This window comes from Nonomuraea spiralis, from assembly GCF_014648435.1.
In the GTDB taxonomy this organism is placed as follows: domain Bacteria; phylum Actinomycetota; class Actinomycetes; order Streptosporangiales; family Streptosporangiaceae; genus Nonomuraea; species Nonomuraea spiralis.
Genome location: NZ_BMRC01000002.1, coordinates 378596 through 396459, shown reverse-complemented (window position 1 = coordinate 396459; position 17864 = coordinate 378596). Strand labels below are relative to the sequence as shown.

Genomic DNA, 17864 nt, shown 5'->3' with positions numbered 1-17864 from the left:
TTAAGGTTCAGTGCATGCCTACCGCATTGATCACCGGCGCCACCGCCGGCATCGGCGCCGCCTTCGCCCGGCGCCTGGCCGCCGACGCCTGCTCGCTCGTCCTGGTCGCGCGCGACGAGCACCGGCTCGCCCAGACCGCCGACCAGCTCAAGCTCAGGTACGGCGTGAGCGTCGAGGTGCTGCCCGCCGACCTGGCCACCGAGGAGGGCCTGGCCAAGGTCGAGTCGAGGCTTCGCGACGGCGTCGACCTGCTGGTGAACAACGCCGGCTTCGGCCACCCCGGCGACTTCCTGAAGGTGCCGGTCGAGGACGAGCTGCGCATGCTCAAGGTCCACTGCGAGGCCGTGCTGCGGCTCACGCTGGCGGCGCTGCCGGCGATGCGGAAGCGCGACAGGGGCGCGGTGATCAACGTGGCGTCCGTCGCGGCGTTCTTCTCGCGCGGTACCTACAGCGCGTCCAAGGCGTGGGTGGTCAACTTCAGCGAGTCCGCCGCCGCGGACGTACGCAACCCGCGCATCCGGATCATGGCGCTCTGCCCGGGTTTCGTGCGAACGGAGTTCCACCAGCGGGCGTCCATGGACACCTCGGGCATCCCTGGGTTCCTGTGGCTGAAGGCCGACAACGTGGTCAGGGAGGCCATGCGCGACCTGGCGCTCGGCAAGCGGGTCTCGGTGCCCGACCTGCGCTACAAGGCCATCGTGGCGATCGGCAAGCTGGTGCCGCACAACCTGGCCGGGCGCGTCTCGGCCCGGATCGGCCGCCGCTGATCCGGGCGACGCCGCCGTACGGACCGATGCGAACGAAGTGGGCCCCCGCCGCGGGAGGGGGTCGCGGTGGGGGCCCGGGACGGCCGTGAGGAACTCACGGCCGGGAACCGGCAGTTCCGGCGGGTCCGGCTAGCGGTTGGCCTCGTGGCCGATGGCCAGGCCGCTCGTCGGGTCGAAGAAGTGCAGGTTGTGCGTGTCCAGCACCAGGTCGATGCGCTGGCCGGGACGCGCGTGGCTGCGGGCGTTGACGCGAGCGGTCCACAGGGACTTGTCGCCCACGAGCGGCAGCGCCGCCTCCTCGTCGTCGCCCGTGTCGGCGGCGGCGACGGTGTCCTTGTGCTCGACCGGCGGGGCGTCGATCAGGAACAGCACGTTGATCTCGGAGCCCAGCTCCTCGGTGACCTCCGCCTTGACCGGCAGGGTGGCCCAGCCGTTGGCGTGGTTGCCGGCCGAGGCCGCGTCCTCGAAGTCGGACGGGCGGATGCCGAGGATGACCTTCTTGCCGACGTACTGGTCGAGGCCCGGCTTGTCGGCGAAGGCCGAGTCGGGGATCGGCAGCGTGATGTCGGCGAAGCGCACGGACACGCCGTTGTCGCGGACCAGTTCGGCGGTGACGAAGTTCATCGAGGGCGAGCCCATGAAGCCGGCGACGAACAGGTTGACCGGCTTGTCGAACAGGTTCTGCGGGGTGTCGACCTGCTGGAGCAGACCGTCGCGCAGCACGCAGACGCGGTCGCCCAGGGTCATGGCCTCGACCTGGTCGTGGGTGACGTACACGGTGGTGACGCCGAGGCGCTCGTGCAGGGTGTTGAGCGAGGCGCGCATCGAGACGCGGAGCTTGGCGTCGAGGTTCGACAGCGGCTCGTCCATGAGGAAGGCCTGCGGCTCGCGGACGATGGCGCGGCCCATGGCGACACGCTGGCGCTGACCACCGGACAGGGCGGCCGGCTTGCGCTTGAGGTAGGTCTCCAGGCCGAGCATCTTGGCGGCCTCGTTGACCCGCTTCTGGATCTCCGGCTTGGGCATCTTGCGAAGCTTGAGGCCGAAGGCGAGGTTCTCCTCGACCGTCATGTGCGGGTAGAGGGCGTAGTTCTGGAAGACCATCGCGATGTCGCGGTCCTTGGGCGGCAGGTGGTTGACCACCTTGTCGCCGATGGCGATCTCGCCGCCGCTGATGTCCTCAAGGCCGGCGATCATCCGGAGCGCGGTCGACTTGCCGCAACCGGATGGGCCGACCAGCACCATGAACTCGCCATCCTTGATCTCAAGGTTGAGCCCGTTCACGGCCTTCACGCCACCGGCGTAGATCTTGTCGACGTTCGTCAGAACGATGGATGCCATGACATTCCTTCGCGCTCCAGGGCGATCGGCCCGGACGTTGGTTCTCGGTTCCCGTGGATACGTTTTCACGTATCTCACCCGAAACGGACATCCGTGTCAAGGGGTACCGCGTGACCAGCCCTTGTGAGCCCGGCACTCTTCCGGCGGGACGGAATCCATGATGGAATCGTTTCCATGGAGAAGCGGGCGACGATCAAGGATGTGGCCGAGGCGGCGGGCGTGGGCGTCGCGACCGTGTCCCGGGTGTTGTCCGGCGGCTCGGCCAGCGCGAGCACCAGGGAGCGGGTCCTGGCCGTCGCCGCCCAGCTCGACTACCGGCCCAGCGCGCTCGGCCGCAACCTGCGCCAGCGCCGTACGGGCGGCCTGGGCCTGCTGGTGCCCGACCTGACCGACACCTTCTACGGCCAGCTCTCCGAAGGCGTGCTCGCCTGCGCCCGGTCCTCCGGCGAGCCGGTCGTGATGGGCTCGACGGGCGGCGATCCCGAGCAGGAGGCCGAGCTGATCGGCATGCTCCTGGAACAGAGCGTCGACCGGGTCATCGCGGTGCCCTCCGGCGACGCCGAGACGTGGGCCCCGGCGGTCAGGGCGGGCATGACGGTGGTCTTCGCCGACCGCCTGCCCCCCGAGGCCGTACGCGAGGAGGAGCACGACCGAGACCCGGCCGAGCACGCCCTCGACGACCTCCTGCTCCTCGACGGCCTGGCCGCCCGCCCGCGCGTGCCGGAGAGCGCCGCCCGCCCGCTGGACGTGCCCGCCGTCCTGGCCGACGACCGCGCCGGCATCCGTACGGCCGTGCGCTACCTCAGGGGCCTCGGCCACCGGCGCATCGCCTTCCTCGGCGGCCCGGGGCACGACCGGCGCGCGGCCGCCTTCCGCGAGGCCGTGGGCGCGCCGGTGGACGAGGAACTGGTCGTGTTCGGCACCGGCAGCCGCGACTCGGCCTACGCCGCCGCCTCCGGCCTGTTCCAGAGCCGTCCCGACCTGTCGGCCGTCGTCGCGGGCGGCAACGTCCTGGGCGAGGCGGCCGTGCTGGCGGCCCGCGAGCTGGACCTGCGGGTGCCGAAGGACGTGTCGCTGGTGATGTACGACGACGTGCCGTGGGCCGAGCTGTGCGCCCCGCCGCTGACCGTGATCGCCCAGCCGGGACGGGACATGGGCTACCGGGCCTGCGAGCTGGTGTTGCGCGAGGGCACCCGGCGGGCCCGCAGCGTGGTCCTGCCCACGGAGCTGATCATCCGGGGAAGCTGCGGCCCCCGCCGCTGACCACCGCCCGCCCCGGGCCTCACGACCGCTGACGTCCGAGGACGGCGTCGGCGTGGGCCTCGATCACGTCGGCCACCGCCCGCGACGCCCTGAGGTGCGCGCCGTGCCCCTCCCGGCGCAGCGTGACCCGCCGCGCGCCGGGGATCGCCTCCCGCAGGGCGTCGAGCCGCGCGCCGAGGTGCGCCGGGCTGCGCTCGCCGCCGAGCAGCACCACCGGCACGCGGATCCCCGCGTACGCCGCCATGCGGTCGCCCAGGGCGTCGATCGCCAGCAGGTCGTCGACCTGGTGGGGCACCAGCGCCCGCGACGGCCGGTGGCAGGCCACCGCCAGGGCGGCCAGCAGGGCCACGGGCGGCGACAGGCCCACGACGTCCCTGAACAGGACGCGCATCGCCCGCCCCGGCCGTCCGTCGGCCAGGGCCGCCTCGACCACGGCGCTCGCCGCCCCGCCGAGCGAGGGGCCGAGGGGGACGGGCGGCTCGTACAGGACCGCGCCCGCGAAGGCGTCCGGGGCGGCGAGCAGGGACTCCAGGGCGGCCACCCCGCCCGAGGAGTGGCCGACGAGCAGCGCGGGACCGCCGAGCGCCGCCGCCACCGCCACCACGTCGGCGGCCTCCTGCGCCATGGTGGCGGGCGGGACGAGGTCCTGCCGGTACTGGCGGCGTCGTACGCGCACGACCCGGAACCGCGGTGCGAGCAGCCGCGCGACCCGGCCCCACTGGGTGCCGTCGTCGAGCCCCGCGTGCAGGACGACGATCGCCGGCCCGCGTCCTTCGTCGATCGCCCGGACCTCGGTCCCGTCGGCGGATGTCACGGTGAGCATGGCGCCTCCTTAGCACCGCTAATGTAACACTGCTAAGGAGTGTCAGCCAGGTAGTACCTCAGAGCTACGCGAAAGGTGCATCCTCCAGCGGGAAGCCGACTACGACCCGCGATCCCTACCTTCGGTGCCGACAAGGACAACCGGCACGGAAGGACCGCGATGGCATCGCTCAGGAACCGTCTGCTCGCCGTGCTCGTCACCGCCTCGGTGGCGCTGCCGGCGTCCGGCGCCTCCGGGTCCGCGGCGGTGCCCGCGCCCGTACCCGCCGCCGTGGCGCCGCTGAGCGCCGCGACCCCCGCCGCGCTCGCCGGGCGGTACGCCGCGAGCCGCGCCGCCGTCCTGGCCGCCGAGCGCGCCGCCGCCGCCCACGGCCACCGATCGCGCGCGGCGGCGTTGCGCGCGATGGCCGACGACTCCCGCACGTTCCTGTCCTTCGACGGGCGTGACGGCGGGCGGACCGCGGAGGTCTTCGGCGACCTCGCGACGGCCCGGCGGATCGCCGTCCTCGTGCCCGGCTCCGACACGAACCTCGACCGGTACGACCGCCTGCGTGCCGGCGCGACCCGGCTGCGCGAGGCGCTCGGGGACGGTTCGGTGGTCATCGCCTGGGCCGGTTACCGCACGCCCGCCATGCTCAGCCTCGACGTGCTGACACCCTCGCGGGCCGACGAGGCCGTGCCTGGACTGCGCGCGGCCGTACGGGAGTTGCGCGCGCTCAGGCCCGGCGCCCGCCTGTCACTCGTGTGCCACTCCTACGGCTCGGTCGTGTGCGGCCGGGCCGCCCCGGGCCTGGACGTGTCCGACATCGTGCTGACCGGCAGCCCAGGCGCGGGCGTCCCGGACGTCGCCGCGATGCGCACCCGCGCGACGGTGTGGGCCGCGCGCGGCGGCGGCGACTGGATCGGCGGTGTGCCCCACGCGCTGGTCGAGCTGCCGTTCGTGACGATCGGGCTGGGGGACGACCCGGTCTCGCCCGGGTTCGGCGCGCGGGTCTTCGCGGCGGGCGGCGGCGGCCACAGCGACTACCTGGGCCCCGGCTCCCCCGCGCTGGCGGCCATCGCCCGCATCGTCTCGGGAGAGGCCGGCCAGGATGTCTGACTCCGCGCTCCGCACTTCCCCCTCGCCCTCCGGCCTGCGCGCGTTCGTCGCCCGGATCGAGGACCGGACGCCACAGGGGCGCGACCGGGCCCTCGACGCCCTGCGGGCGCTGGCCATCCTCGGCGTGGTGGCCGGGCACTGGCTGGTGACCGCCGTGGTCACCGACAGCGGCAGCCTGCGGGTGACCAGCCCGCTGCGGAGCCTGCCGCAACTCGCCCCGGTGTCGTGGGCGTTCCAGATGCTGGCGATCTTCTTCCTGGTGGGCGGCCTGGTCGGGGCGAAGGGCTACCGTTCGGCGCGGGCCGCGGGCATCGGGTACGGCCCGTGGCTGCTCGGACGGCTGGGCCGGCTGTTCCGGCCGGTGGCGGTCGTGTCGGCGGTGTGGGCCGTGGCGGCGGTCGTGATGCTCGCCTCCGGCGTGGCGCTGGAGGACGTGCGGGCGCTGGTCAGGCTGGTGGTCGCGCCGATGTGGTTCCTGCTGGTGTTCGCCGGGCTGACGGCGGCCACCCCGCTGGTGGCCCGGCTGCATCCGGCCTGGCCGCTCGCCGCGGTCGTGGCCGCCGACCTGGTGCGGTTCGGGCCGGGCGGGCCGGGGTGGTTGTGGTGGGTGAACGTCGCGGCGGGGTGGCTGGTGCCGTACTGCCTGGGGGCGGCGTGGGCCAGGGGGGCGCTGCGGAGCCGGGCCACCGGCTGGACGCTGCTGGCCGGCGGCGGCGCCGGGGCCGTGGCGCTGGTGGTGTGGGGCGGGTATCCGGCGACCATGGTCGGGGTGCCGGGCGCGCCGGTCTCCAACCTCGACCCGCCCTCGCTCGCGGCCGTGGCGTTCGGGCTCGCCCAGTGTGGCGCGGCGCTGCTGCTGCTCGGCCCGCTGCGCCGGCTGCTGCGCCGGCCGGCCGCGTGGGCTGCGGTGGCCGTGGCGAACCTGGCCGCGATGACGATCTTCCTCTGGCACCAGACCGCGATGATCGCGGTGACCGAGCTCGGCCTGCTGGCGAGCCGGGCGCTGCCCGGCTCGCTGCGCGGCGACGCGCTGCCCGGCCTGCACACGGCGCCCGACGGGCTCGGCTGGGTGGCGGCCCGGCTGGCCTGGCTGCCGGTGTTCGCGCTGGCGCTGCTGGTGTGCTGCGCCGCCTTCCATACCTACGAACGCCGGCGCGCCCGCTAGAGCAGCTTCTCGATGGCCGCGACGACGGCCGGGTCGTCGGGAGCGGTACGGGGCCGGAAACGGGCCACGACGTTGCCCTCGCGGTCGAGCAGGAACTTCTCGAAGTTCCACTGGACGTCGCCCGCCGCGCCCTCCTCGTCGGCGGCCTGGGTGAGCCCGTCGTAGAGCGGGTGGCGGCCGGGGCCGTTGACGTCGGCCTTGGCCAGCAGCGGGAAGTCGACGCCGTAGGTCGCCGAGCAGAACGCCTGGATCTCCTCCGCCGTGCCGGGCTCCTGGCCGGCGAACTGGTTGCAGGGCATGCCGATCACGCTGAAGCCGCGTGTGCCGTAGTCCTGCTGGAGCTTGACCAGGGCGGCGTACTGGGGGGTCAGGCCGCAGCGGGAGGCCACGTTGACCAGGAGCACGGCCTTGTCGCCGGCGAGGTCGCCGAGCGTGGTGGGGTCGTCCGCGAGGGTGCGGACCGGGATGTCGCGAAGACTCATGATCTGAAGCTTACAGAACGACGCCCGCCGCAGAATGTGACCTATTCCTCATTTTTCCCCTAAACCCCCTGAATAGCATTATGTCGCGATCTTGGAATTCGGCATGATTTTTCATGGTCAATTAGCAAAGAAGGGTGTTTGTCAGGCAGGGTGACGCGGTCCCCGTCCCCTTCGAAAGGGAATCCGCATGCCCATGCTCCGCCGTACCGGTGTCCTGGTCGTGACCGCCACGCTCGTGGCGGCGACCGGCGCCACGGCCGCACAGGCGCAGAGCTCCCAGAGCAGTGGCAGGAACAAGGCCATCGCCAGATCCCTGGTCGCGCAGCACGGCTGGGGCGCGGCGAACTTCGGCTGCCTGGTCAGACTCTGGGCCAGAGAGAGCGGCTGGAACCACAGGGCCGGCAACCGGTCGGGTGCCTACGGCATCCCGCAGGCCCTCCCGGGCCACAAGATGGCCTCCTCCGGCGCCGACTGGCGCACGAACCCGCGTACCCAGATCAGGTGGGGCCTGGGCTACATCAAGCAGCGGTACGGCTCGCCGTGTCGCGCGTGGGGGCACTTCCAATCCCACCGTTGGTACTGAGTCAAACCCCAGGTGTGTCCGCGTTTTCCGTCAAGGACATGTCATATAGGCGACGGGCCGGGCAATCCTGGCCCAGCGAGATCGCCCATTATCCGAATTGAGCACGCAAACACCTGTCCTTCGCATGTCGAGATCACGGCTGCGCGGTGTCGGCCGTAATAGGAATCGAGCAAGAGGACACGTCGCGGCGCCCTCCGGGCCGTCCAGCACGATCGGGCGGTACAGGATCCCGGAAGGCCGCGCGGACCCTCCTCGTCCGAGCCACGGACGCAGGACCGGCAGGGCGCCCCGAGCGGGCGCCCGTCCGCACGCGACCCGAAAGCAAGGATCGCCTTGGACAGCAAACGCGTGCTCAGCGGCACTATTCTCACCATCAGCGCGTTCGGCGTCACGACCGGTCCGGCCTGGGCGGAGTCCCAGCCTCCGGTGATCAAGACCCGGACCTGGACAACGTCAGCGCAGCCGAAGATCGCGGCCGTACGGCCCGCCGGGAGAAACAAGAAGATCGCCTTGGGGCAGGTCGTCCAGCGAGCCTGGAGTTACCAGGAGTTCCGCTGCCTGGACAACCTGTGGACCAGGGAAAGCAATTGGAACCATCACGCGCTCAACCGGTCCTCGGGCGCCTACGGGATCCCGCAGGCGCTGCCCGCGGGCAAGATGCGTGGCGCGGGCAAGGACTGGAGATCCAACCCCGAGACGCAGATCCGCTGGGGCCTGGCCTACATCAAGGGGAGGTACGGCAGGCCGTGCGGCGCCTGGGGGCACTGGAGATCACACAACTGGTACTGATCTCCCGCCCGGAGGGCATCCGGGAGCTCCGGATGCCCTCCCACTACTGCTTCGCGTGCACCGCCATGGCCTGGATCAGCAGCTCGACCCCGAACTCGAACTCCGCCTCGTGGTCGCACTCGCCCAGCAGCGACGCCAGCGCGCTCACCTCGGGGAACAGCGCGGGATCGACCTCGGCGGGCTCGACCGTACGGGTGTGGACCGGCGCGAACGTGGGCGTCACCCCGACCTCGCGCAGCAGCGAGCCCACGATGAAGGCGATGAACATGCGCAACATCCGGACCGCGTCGGGCCCGTCGAAGCCCGCGCCGCGCAGCGTGGCCAGCGCCCGCTCGACCGGCAGCAGCCCGGCGTTGGAGCGGAGCTGACGGCTGACCACCACCATGGTCGAGCGCGGATGGTGATGGGCGATCTGCCGGAAGGCCCGCGCCTGCGCACGTACCCGGTCGGTCCAGTGGGCGTCGGGGTCGTCGGTGAACCCGATCCCGCTCAGCACGCTCTCGGCCACGCCGTTGAGCAGGTCGTCCTTGTTCGGCACGTGGTTGTAGAGGGACATCACGCCGACGCCGAGCTCGGCGGCGATGCGGCGCATGGAGACCGCGTCGGCTCCCTCGCGCTCGATGAGGTCGATGGCCGCGGCCACGATGCGCGGCCTGGACAAGGGCTCCGAGGTCATAGCTCATCCTATTGACGGACGTACACCGTACGTGCGAGGGTCGAGGCGTGGACGTACAGCGTACGTCATCCCCCTCGCGGAGGTCCTATGTCGACGCATGATCTCTACACCATCCCCTCCGAGCTCTCCACCTGGGACGTCGATATGGCCGGCGCCAGCCGGTTCACCTGGGAGTACGACGAGGGCAGGGACCGCATGCTGGCCTTGTACCAGAAGGGCAAGGACAAGCAGTGGGACTCGACCAAGCGCATCGACTGGGACCTTGAGGTCGACCCGTACAACGTGCTCGGCATCCCCGACACCACGATCGCCATCTACGACACCCCGCTGTGGCACCGGCTCGGCCCCCAGCAGCGCCAGGACGTACGGCTGCACGGCGCGGCCTGGCAGTTCTCCCAGTTCCTGCACGGCGAGCAGGGCGCGATGATCTGCTCGGCCCGGATCGTGGAGTCGGTGCCCGACCTGGACTCCAAGTTCTACGCCGCCACCCAGACCATGGACGAGGCCCGCCACGCCGAGACCTACGCCCGTTTCCTCCAGGAGAAGGTGGGCCTGGCGTACCCGATCAACGAGCACCTCAAGTCGCTGCTGGACAGCACGCTCGGCGACTCGCGCTGGGACATGCCCTACCTCGGCATGCAGGTGCTCATCGAGGGCCTGGCCCTGGCCGCGTTCGGCGTCATGCGCGACATCACCACCAAGCCGCTGCCCAAGCAGATCCTCGCGTACGTGATGCAGGACGAGGCCCGGCACGTCGCCTTCGGCCGGATGGCGCTGCGCGACTACTACAAGAACCTGTCGGAGCAGGAGCTGCGCGAGCGCGAGGACTTCGTCATCGAGGGCTGCTACCTGATGCGCGACCGGCTGCGCGGCGCGGAGTCCTGGGAGCACCTGGGCCTGTCGAAGGCCGAGACCGACGAGGTCATGCGGGCCACCGACCAGTCGGACTACCTGCGGCTGTTCCGCTCGCTGCTGTTCAGCAGGATCGTCCCGTGCGTCAAGGACATCGGGTTGTGGAGCCCGCGGCTGCAGCAGGCGTACGCGGACATGGGCGTGCTGGAGATGGCCGGCCAGTCGCTCGACGCCCTCATGAAGCAGGACGAGGACATCGCCGACAAACTGGACGAGGCCCGCTTCGCCGAGGAGGAGGCCGAACGGCACGCCGAGGTCGCCGACACGATCGCCCTCGGCTCCGCCTGACCCCCTGACCATCCGACCGCCGGGCTCACCGTCCGTTGCAGGAGCGGCGGTGCAGCTCGCGTACCCTGCCGGCGAGCTCGGGGACGGGCCCGTCCACCGCGACGCCCGGCGCGACGGCGTTGACCGGCAGCATGCTCACCGGCGGCGCCGGGACGCCCAGCTCGCCCAGCCACTCCGCCAGTTGCTCCGACGACGCCACGTAGACGATGCGTCCCAGCCCCACCCAGGCGTGGGCGGCCGAGCACATCGGGCAGTGCTCGCCGGAGGTGTAGACGGTGGCGGCCGCCCGCTCGGACGGCGTCATGTTGGCCGCCGCCCAGCGCGCCAGCGCGAACTCCGGGTGCTGCGTACGATCGCCCCCGGCCACCCGGTTGTGGTCCTCGGCCAGCACCGTGCCGTCCGCGGCGACCAGCACCGACCCGAAGGGCTCGTCCCCCGACTCCAGCGCCTCGGCGGCCAGCTCGACACAGCGGCTCAGGTACGGCAGTTCTCTCTCGTCGATCATCCAGGCATCCGTTCCGGTGAGACAGGTGAGCAGCGCGTCAATCGTCGAGCCCTGCTGCAGAAAATCATGACGTTACCCGTTTCCGCACGTCACCTGCGGAAACCCCCGTCTTCACAGCCGAAAATGGGTTGATCCCACGTATTAACCTGGTTGGGATGCCTCCCGATACTGACACACCTCGCCGTCCCCTGCTCTCCTCCAACTCCCTGTGGCGGATGAAGTCCTACCTCCGCCCGTACGCCGCCAGACTGGTGCTCATCTGGCTGGCCGCGATACTCAGCATCGCCGCGAGCATCGCGCTCCCCCTGATCAGCGAGAAGGTCATCGACGGCCCGGTCACGCGGGGCGACTCCGACGGGCTGCTCCCGCTCGGTCTCATCGCCCTCGGCGTGGGCGTCGTGGAAGCCGGGCTGATCTTCCTGCGGCGCTGGACCCAGGTCAAGCCCGTGCTCGGCCTGGAGACCGCGATCCGCGACGACCTCTACGAGCACCTCCAGCGCCTGCCCATGGGCTTCCACGGCGACTGGCAGTCGGGCCAGTTACTGTCGCGGGCCACGACGGACCTGTCCACGATCCGCCGTTTCCTCGGCTTCGGCATGCTCTTCCTGGTGATGAACGTCCTCCAGCTCATCACGGTGACCGTGCTGCTGCTGAACAAGTACTGGCCGCTCGGGCTGCTGGTGCTGGCCTCGGCCGTACCGATCGTGTGGACCTCGCTGCGGTTCGAGAAGCGCTACATCAAGATCTCCCGCCAGGTCCAGGACGAGCAGGGCGACCTCGCCACGCTCGTCGAGGAGTCGGCGATCGGCATCCGTACGATCAAGGCCTTCGGCCGCCGCCACCACGTCTTCGACCGCTACGACGAGGCGGCCCGCAAGGTGTACGGCACCTCGGTCGACAAGGCCACCCTGTCGGCCAGGTTCTTCGCCTTCCTCGAAGTGATCCCCAACGTCACCCTCGCCCTGGTGCTGCTGCTCGGCGCCCTCGCGGTGGGCTCCGGCTCGATGACGCTGGGCACGCTGGTCGCCTTCACCACCCTGATGCTCCAGCTCGTGTGGCCGATCGCCAGCCTCGGCTACATCCTGGCCATGGCGCAGGAGGCGATGACCTCCGCCGACCGGGTCATGGAGGTCATGGACACCGTCCCGGCCATCGAGGGCGGCAGCCGCACGATCGAGCTGCCCCGCGGCCACCTGCGGTTCGAGGGCGTCGGGTTCACCTTCCCCGGCGCGGACGAGCCGGTGCTTAACGACGTCTGGCTGGACGTACGGCCGGGCGAGACGGTGGCCGTCGTGGGCGCGACGGGCGCGGGCAAGACCACCCTGACCGCGCTGGTGCCCCGGCTGATCGACCCCACCTCCGGCCGCGTGACGATCGACGGCGAGGACGTGCGCGACCTCGACCTGACCACGCTGCGCTCGCTGGTGGCCACCGCGTTCGAGGAACCGACGCTGTTCTCGATGAGCGTGCGCGAGAACCTCATGCTCGGCCGCCTCGACGCCACCGACGAGGAACTGGCCGACGCGATCGCCACCGCCCAGGCCGGCTTCGTGTACGACCTGCCCTGGGGCCTCGACACCCGCATCGGCGAGCAGGGCCTGTCGCTGTCCGGCGGGCAGCGGCAACGGCTCGCCCTGGCACGGGCGGTGCTGAGCAAGCCGAGGGTCCTGGTCCTCGACGACACCCTGTCCGCGCTCGACGTGGAGACCGAGGCGCTGGTGGAGGAGGCGCTGCGGCACGTGCTGCGCGAGGCGACCGGCATCGTCGTCGCCCACCGGGCCTCGACCGTGCTGCTGGCCGACAAGGTGGCCCTGCTGCGCGGCGGCACCATCACCCACGTCGGACGCCACCACGAACTGCTGGCCGACGTGCCCGAGTACCGCGAGCTGCTGGCCCAGGACGCCGACTTCGACCCCTCGGAAGGAGCGCTGCGATGACCACCACCCCCGTGTCCTCCTGGCGCGGCGTCGCCTCCGAGGAGCAGGACGAACTACCCGAGAGGGTGTCGGTGCTCCTGCGGGAGCGCTCCCGCAAACTGCTCGGCGACCTGCTGCGCCCCTACCGCCGGCCCATCGCGCTGCTCACCGCGATCATCGTCGTCTCGAACGCGGCGGGGCTGGCGATCCCGTACCTGGTCAAGGTGGGGATCGACGACGGCATCCCGCCGATGACCCGCGGGGCCGGGACCGGGGTCCTGCTGACCGTGGTCGGGGTCATCCTGGCCGCGGCCGTCACGCAGGCGCTCACCCGGCAGGCGTTCCTGCGGTTGTCGGGGAAGATCGGCCAGAGCGTGCTGCTGGAGCTGCGCAGGCGGGTGTTCGACCACTTCCAGCGGCTGTCGCTGAACTTCCACGAGAAGTACACCTCGGGCCGGGTCATCTCCCGGCTGACCTCCGACATCGAGGCCATCTCCGAACTGCTCCAGTCGGGCTTCGACGGGCTGGTCAAGGCGGTGCTGACGATGTTCGGCACCGCCGCGCTGCTGCTGATCCTCGACGTACACCTCGGCCTGGTGGCGCTGGTCCCGCTGCCGCTGCTGCTGCTGTTCACACGGTGGTTCCGGCGGCAGTCGGTGATCGTCTACCGGCGGACGCGCGAGACGGTCGCGCTGGTGATCGTGCACTTCGTGGAGTCGATGACCGGCATCCGAGCCGTACAGGCCTTCCGCAGGGAACCGCGCAACCAGGAGATCTTCGCCCAGCTCAACGACGACTACCGGGACGCCAACGCGCGCAGCATGTTGCTGGGCGCGGAGTTCATGTTCGGCATCAAGCTGATCGGCAACCTGACCGTGGGCGGGGTGCTGCTCTACGGCGGCTACCTGGCGATCCACGAGGAGGTCACGATCGGCGTGCTGGCCGCGTTCCTGCTCTACCTTCGGCAGTTCTACGAGCCGATGCAGGAGCTCAGCCAGTTCTACAACACCCTGCAGTCGGCGGGCGCGGCCCTGGAGAAGTTGTCGGGCGTGCTGGAGGAGGAGCCGGGCGTGCCGGAGCCGCGGCGGCCCGAGCCGCTGCCGCAGCCGGTGCGCGGCGCCGTGCGCTTCGAGGGCGTCAGGTTCGCCTACGTCGAGGAGATGCCGATCCTGCCGGGCCTCGACCTGTCGATCCCGGGTGGCCAGAGCGTGGCGCTGGTCGGCGCGACCGGCGCGGGCAAGACGACGCTGGCCAAGCTGATCTCCCGCTTCTACGACCCGACCGCGGGCCGCGTCCTGCTCGACGGCGTCGACCTGCGCGACCTGGACGAGGCGACGCTGCGCCAGGCCGTGGTCATGGTCACGCAGGAGAACTTCCTGTTCAGCGGCACGGTCGCGGACAACATCAGGTTCGGCATGCCGGACGCCACCGACCGTCAGATACGCGAGGCGGCCAAGGCGATCGGCGCGCACGAGTTCGTCGCCGGCCTGCCCGACGGCTACGACACCGAGGTCGGCAAGCGCGGCGGCCGGATGTCGGCCGGTCAGCGGCAGCTCATCGCGTTCGCCAGGGCGTTCCTCGCCGATCCGGCGGTGCTCATCCTCGACGAGGCCACCTCCAGCCTCGACGTGCCGAGCGAGCGGCTGGTGCAGCGGGCGCTGCGCACGATCCTGGCCGACCGCACCGCACTGATCATCGCCCACCGGCTCTCGACCGTGGAGATCGCCGACCGGGTGCTGGTGATGGAGGCCGGCCAGGTCGTCGAGGACGGGCCGCCCGACCGGCTCATCGCCGCCTCGGGCCGCTTCGCCGGGCTGCACCGGGCCTGGCTGGAGAGCCTGAGCCAGTAGCCGGGACACCATCGGCCCGCCGCGCGGGCGGCGGGCTAATGGTGGACGTGCGTCACGACCACGAGGTTCCGGTACAGCTCGTACCCGACGAACAGGGCGACGGGCACCCCGATCGCGACGAGCAGCCGGCCGGCCACGGGCGCCCCGCGCAGGGGCGTCCGTGGTTCCTCCAGCGCCGGCCCCGACGCGGCAGCGGCGCCGAACTCGGGCACCGGCACCAGCTCAGGCACCAGCTCGGCCTCGGGCCGCAGCTCAGGGTGCCTGGCCAGGTAGCCGCTGGGGAACGAGGTCACGTGATAGGCGCCGCATCCCGGGCAGCACGTGCCCGACCAGGGGGGCTGCACGGCCACGCCGGAGCTCAGCCAGATCTCGACCTCATTACCGTGGTCGTCCGCGAAGTGCCGGACGACGAATTCCTCCTCCCAGACCCGCAGGCAGCGCAGGCACTCGAAGGGCCAGGTCTCGCGGGTCTCGAACCCGTCGCGCACGAGGATCACCCCTGACAGGGGAGTCAATGGTCTAGACCTGAGTCTGCTCCTGCCCGCACGCCGCCGCAAGGCGCCCCTTATGACACTTCAAGCTACGAAACGCTCACCAAGTGTCATGGTTTAGGCCCGCTTTTCGGCACTTGTCGGCACGGCCCGCGCAACCCGCGTCAGTACGGACGCCGCGGCGGAACCGGGCTGAGCAGCGGCGTCGCGTCCGGGACGACGGGCTCGGCCGCCCGGAACAACTCCGGATGGCGGGCGAGGTAGCCGGCCGGGAACGTGGTGGTCGCCTGACAGCCGCAATGCGGGCAGATCACTCCCGACGACGGCGGCGGCACCGACAACCCGTCCCGCAACCAGATCTCGGCGGCGTTCCCGTGTTCGTCGTCGATGTGCCTGACGAGGTAGTCCTCTTCCCAGACGTGCCAGCAACCGCGGCACTCGAAAGGCAGGGTCCTGCGTTCTTCTTCCACTGAGGTCACCCCCTCACTACGAGTGTCCGCCTCCCCTCGGGCACATCGCAACCCGGGGGTCAGCGGACCGTGAGCACGAAGGTGACGGCGCCGATCACGACGCTGAGGGTGCCGAGCCAGGCGAACAGCGCGTCGAGGCCGGCGTCGATGGGCCGCCCGCCGTGCAGCGCCTCCTGGACCCGGCGGAACCGTACGCCGGTCCTGATCAGCAGGACGGCGCCGCAGAGCGCGGCCAGCGCGAACCCCGCGACGGCCAGGACCGGCAGGCCGTGCCGCACCGCGAGCCCGGCGGCGCCGAGCCCTCCCGTGGCCAGCGCCACGGCGGTACGCACCCAGGCGAGCCGGGTGCGCTCGCTCTGCAGGCCCTGGTCCCAGATCTCCTGCGACATCTACACCGACAGGATGATGAGGACGAGGGCGACGATCGCCACCGTGGCGATGCCGTAGCCGAAGACCGCGGCGAGGGCGGGCGGCGGCAGCGGCGCCTGGTTGCGCAGCGCGCGCTGGATGTTGCGCCAGCGCGGGTAGGCCATACCGGCCGCCAGCGCGGACAGCGACACCAGCATGACGGCCAGGACCGTGCGTACCCATGGGACGAACACGTCGGCGGGCACCGCCGCCATGGCCACTCCGCCCGCGCTGAGTGCCAGCGCCGTGCTCAGCCACGTGAGGAAGGTGCGTTCGTTGGCCAAGGTGAAACGCGGGTCGGGCTCCATGCCTTATATGGTAATTCGTCCCCTTTTCCCCTAGAGAAGCCAGGTTTTCAGCTGCACGCCTTGGCGACCTGCTGGGCGTAGTCGACCGCCTCGGAGCCCACCTTCTGGGCCGCGTCGACGGCGTCGTTGACGTTCTGGACGTTGATCCCGCCCAAAGTCTTGGCAAGGTCTTCGCTGGCCTGCTTGAGGGTGGTGTTGGCGGCCTTGTCGGCCACGTCGTTGAGCTTGCCGGCGGCGTCGTCGAGCGCCTTCTCCATGGCCTTGGGGTCGTCGGTCAGGTCCTTGACCTTGGCCGCCAGCTCAGTGACGATCTTGGGTGCCTCCAGGCACGCCTGGGCCTTGTCGATCGTGTCGTTGACCTCGCCGCACCCGGCAGCCAGGACGCAGACGGCGAAGAGCGCCAGGGGCACGAACCGGCTCTTGATGAGTCGCATACCTCGACCTTACCCAGCGTCCTCCGCGCGCGGCGGCGTCCGCTCGGGCGTGGACGGCAGGAGACCCAGTCGGCGGCCCGCCGCGGCGAACGCCGACGCGATGCGGTCGATCTGGGCGTCGGTGTGGGTGGCGGTGAGGCTGACCCGGATGAGCGCCTGCCCCGGCGGGACCCCCGGCGAGATCATGGCCGTGGTGAACACCCCCTCGTCGAACAGCTCGCGCCACAACCGGAAACACCGCAGGTCCTCCCCCACCGGCACGGCCACGACCGGGCGGTCCGACGGCGTCACGGCGTAGCCCAGCCCGGCCAGTTCGCCGCTCAGCCGCCGGGCCGCCGCCCGCAGGCGGCGCCGCCGTTCGGGCTCGGCGGCGACGATCTCCAGGGCCGCCAGCGCGGCGGCGGCGCAGGCGGGTGACAGCGCGGCGGTGAACACCATGGACCGCGCGTGGTGGCGCAGGTAGAGGATGATCTCCTCGGGCCCCGCGACGGCGCCGCCGATGGTCCCGAGCGCCTTGGAGAAGGTGACGGTCTGCACGTCGACCGCCTCCTCCAGGCCGTGCGCCTCGGCGGCGCCGCGTCCGGCCGTCCCGAGCAGGCCGACGTCGTGCGCGCTGTCCAGCACGACCCGGGCGCCGTACGCGCGGGCGAGTTTGGCGATGCCCGGCAGGTCGCACACGCTGCCGGAGGTGGAGAACATCCCCTCGGTCACGATCATCCGGCCGGCGTCGGGGTCGCAGGCGCCGAGCAGCCGTTCCAGATGCTCCAGGTCGTTGTGCCGGTAACGCCGTAAACGAGCCCCGCCCAGGCGTACGGCGTCGATGAGGCAGGCGTGCACCAGCCGGTCGCCGAGCACCACGTCCCCCGGCCCCAGCAGCGCACCCAGGGCGAGGTTGGCCAGGTAGCCCGCGCTGGTCACCATGACCGCCGGACGCCGGAGGAAGGCCGCGAGCCGCGCCTCCAGCTCCTCGTGCAGCGCGAGCGAGCCGTTCGTCAGCCGCGATCCGCCGCTGCCGGTGCCGAGCCGCCGGGTCGCCGCGACGGCGGCCTCCTTGACCCGCGGATCCCCCGACAGGCCGAGGTAGTCGTTGGACCCGGCCTGCACCAGCACCCTTCCGCCGACCACCACCTCCCCGTCGCCGGCCCGCTCCTCGACGGCGTGATAGTACGGATAGATCCCCAGATCCTTGACCGGTTGGTACTCGGGCAGCCGGCACTTCGCGAACACATCGGCCATGACTTCTCGCTCCCCCCGGACGCGGGCCCCTTCGAGGACGAGTCTGCGCGACCGACCCG

At 71.3% G+C, this 17864-nt stretch carries 20 protein-coding genes; 9 read left to right on the top strand and 11 right to left on the bottom strand.

The features are described 5' to 3' along the window. Window positions 1-14 precede the first annotated feature (14 nt). Window positions 15-767, top strand: a complete 753-nt coding sequence (locus IEZ27_RS05800) for an SDR family NAD(P)-dependent oxidoreductase (protein ID WP_125635050.1) — start codon at window positions 15-17, stop codon at window positions 765-767. A gap of 129 nt (window positions 768-896) precedes the next feature. Here the strand turns inward: IEZ27_RS05800 and IEZ27_RS05795 are convergent, their stop codons facing one another. Beyond that, entirely contained in the window at window positions 897-2108 is a 1212-nt protein-coding gene (locus IEZ27_RS05795) for an ABC transporter ATP-binding protein (protein ID WP_189646249.1), read from the bottom strand. A 174-nt stretch (window positions 2109-2282) separates the two neighbouring features. On the opposite strand from IEZ27_RS05795, the gene IEZ27_RS05790 reads away from it, so the two are divergent. Next, window positions 2283-3371 (top strand): LacI family DNA-binding transcriptional regulator, encoded by a 1089-nt coding sequence (locus IEZ27_RS05790; RefSeq protein ID WP_189646248.1) that lies wholly within the window; start codon window positions 2283-2285, stop codon window positions 3369-3371. A 19-nt stretch (window positions 3372-3390) separates the two neighbouring features. On the opposite strand, the gene IEZ27_RS05785 is transcribed toward IEZ27_RS05790, so the two are convergent. Further along, the gene (locus tag IEZ27_RS05785) at window positions 3391-4194 is read right to left on the bottom strand and encodes an alpha/beta fold hydrolase (RefSeq protein WP_189646247.1); all 804 of its coding nucleotides are present in this window, start codon (window positions 4192-4194) and stop codon (window positions 3391-3393) included. 159 nt (window positions 4195-4353) lie between these two features. On the opposite strand from IEZ27_RS05785, the gene IEZ27_RS05780 reads away from it, so the two are divergent. Together IEZ27_RS05780 and IEZ27_RS05775 are read left to right on the top strand one after the other, a co-directional pair. Beyond that, on the top strand, window positions 4354-5292 hold the full coding sequence (locus IEZ27_RS05780; RefSeq protein ID WP_189646246.1) for an alpha/beta hydrolase: 939 nt from the start codon (window positions 4354-4356) through the stop codon (window positions 5290-5292). Beyond that, window positions 5285-6457 carry an acyltransferase family protein gene (locus tag IEZ27_RS05775; protein WP_189646245.1) on the top strand — a complete coding sequence of 391 codons (1173 nt, stop codon included), beginning with the start codon at window positions 5285-5287 and terminating at the stop codon, window positions 6455-6457. Before IEZ27_RS05780 ends, IEZ27_RS05775 begins: the two co-directional genes overlap by 8 nt. Here the strand turns inward: IEZ27_RS05775 and IEZ27_RS05770 are convergent. After that, window positions 6454-6939: a glutathione peroxidase gene (locus IEZ27_RS05770; protein ID WP_189646244.1), complete on the bottom strand. Its 486-nt coding sequence runs from the start codon at window positions 6937-6939 to the stop codon at window positions 6454-6456. The two genes, IEZ27_RS05775 and IEZ27_RS05770, sit on opposite strands and share 4 nt — an antisense overlap. 187 nt (window positions 6940-7126) lie before the next feature. Between IEZ27_RS05770 and IEZ27_RS05765 the strand changes: the two genes are divergently transcribed. Together IEZ27_RS05765 and IEZ27_RS53670 are read left to right on the top strand one after the other, a co-directional pair. Then, window positions 7127-7522, top strand: a complete 396-nt coding sequence (locus IEZ27_RS05765; RefSeq protein WP_308427259.1) for an aggregation-promoting factor C-terminal-like domain-containing protein — start codon at window positions 7127-7129, stop codon at window positions 7520-7522. Between the two features lie 333 nt (window positions 7523-7855). Next, complete coding sequence (locus tag IEZ27_RS53670) at window positions 7856-8311, top strand: aggregation-promoting factor C-terminal-like domain-containing protein (protein ID WP_229823371.1); 456 nt, start codon at window positions 7856-7858, stop codon at window positions 8309-8311. Window positions 8312-8354: 43 nt separating this feature from the next. Here the strand turns inward: IEZ27_RS53670 and IEZ27_RS05755 are convergent, their stop codons facing one another. Beyond that, window positions 8355-8987, bottom strand: coding sequence for a TetR/AcrR family transcriptional regulator (locus IEZ27_RS05755; protein ID WP_125635038.1), 633 nt, complete (start codon window positions 8985-8987; stop codon window positions 8355-8357). Between the two features lie 87 nt (window positions 8988-9074). On the opposite strand from IEZ27_RS05755, the gene IEZ27_RS05750 reads away from it, so the two are divergent. Continuing rightward, window positions 9075-10187: a ferritin-like domain-containing protein gene (locus IEZ27_RS05750; RefSeq protein WP_189646243.1), complete on the top strand. Its 1113-nt coding sequence runs from the start codon at window positions 9075-9077 to the stop codon at window positions 10185-10187. A 25-nt stretch (window positions 10188-10212) separates the two neighbouring features. Here IEZ27_RS05750 and IEZ27_RS05745 read toward each other — a convergent pair whose 3' ends face one another. Further along, on the bottom strand, window positions 10213-10692 hold the full coding sequence (locus tag IEZ27_RS05745) for a nucleoside deaminase (protein WP_189646242.1): 480 nt from the start codon (window positions 10690-10692) through the stop codon (window positions 10213-10215). Window positions 10693-10847: 155 nt separating this feature from the next. Here IEZ27_RS05745 and IEZ27_RS05740 point away from each other — a divergent pair, with 155 nt between their 5' ends. Continuing rightward, a complete protein-coding gene (locus IEZ27_RS05740; protein ID WP_229823365.1) occupies window positions 10848-12629 on the top strand; it encodes an ABC transporter ATP-binding protein in 1782 nt (593 codons plus the stop codon). Next, window positions 12626-14458, top strand: coding sequence for an ABC transporter ATP-binding protein (locus IEZ27_RS05735; protein WP_189646241.1), 1833 nt, complete (start codon window positions 12626-12628; stop codon window positions 14456-14458). Before IEZ27_RS05740 ends, IEZ27_RS05735 begins: the two co-directional genes overlap by 4 nt. 35 nt (window positions 14459-14493) lie before the next feature. Here the strand turns inward: IEZ27_RS05735 and IEZ27_RS05730 are convergent, their stop codons facing one another. The 6 genes from IEZ27_RS05730 to IEZ27_RS05705 all read right to left on the bottom strand — a co-directional run bounded on the left by IEZ27_RS05730 (window position 14494) and on the right by IEZ27_RS05705 (window position 17805). Next, window positions 14494-14955 carry a hypothetical protein gene (locus IEZ27_RS05730; RefSeq protein ID WP_189646240.1) on the bottom strand — a complete coding sequence of 154 codons (462 nt, stop codon included), beginning with the start codon at window positions 14953-14955 and terminating at the stop codon, window positions 14494-14496. 158 nt (window positions 14956-15113) lie between these two features. Further along, complete coding sequence (locus tag IEZ27_RS05725) at window positions 15114-15419, bottom strand: hypothetical protein (protein ID WP_125635029.1); 306 nt, start codon at window positions 15417-15419, stop codon at window positions 15114-15116. Between the two features lie 59 nt (window positions 15420-15478). After that, a complete protein-coding gene (locus IEZ27_RS05720) occupies window positions 15479-15808 on the bottom strand; it encodes a DUF202 domain-containing protein (RefSeq protein WP_189646239.1) in 330 nt (109 codons plus the stop codon). Further along, window positions 15809-16135 carry a YidH family protein gene (locus IEZ27_RS05715; protein ID WP_125635025.1) on the bottom strand — a complete coding sequence of 109 codons (327 nt, stop codon included), beginning with the start codon at window positions 16133-16135 and terminating at the stop codon, window positions 15809-15811. It abuts the gene before it with no gap. A gap of 47 nt (window positions 16136-16182) precedes the next feature. Further along, window positions 16183-16569 carry a hypothetical protein gene (locus IEZ27_RS05710; RefSeq protein WP_125635023.1) on the bottom strand — a complete coding sequence of 129 codons (387 nt, stop codon included), beginning with the start codon at window positions 16567-16569 and terminating at the stop codon, window positions 16183-16185. A 9-nt stretch (window positions 16570-16578) separates the two neighbouring features. Next, on the bottom strand, window positions 16579-17805 hold the full coding sequence (locus tag IEZ27_RS05705) for an aminotransferase class I/II-fold pyridoxal phosphate-dependent enzyme (protein WP_189646238.1): 1227 nt from the start codon (window positions 17803-17805) through the stop codon (window positions 16579-16581). Between the last annotated feature and the right edge of the window lie 59 nt (window positions 17806-17864).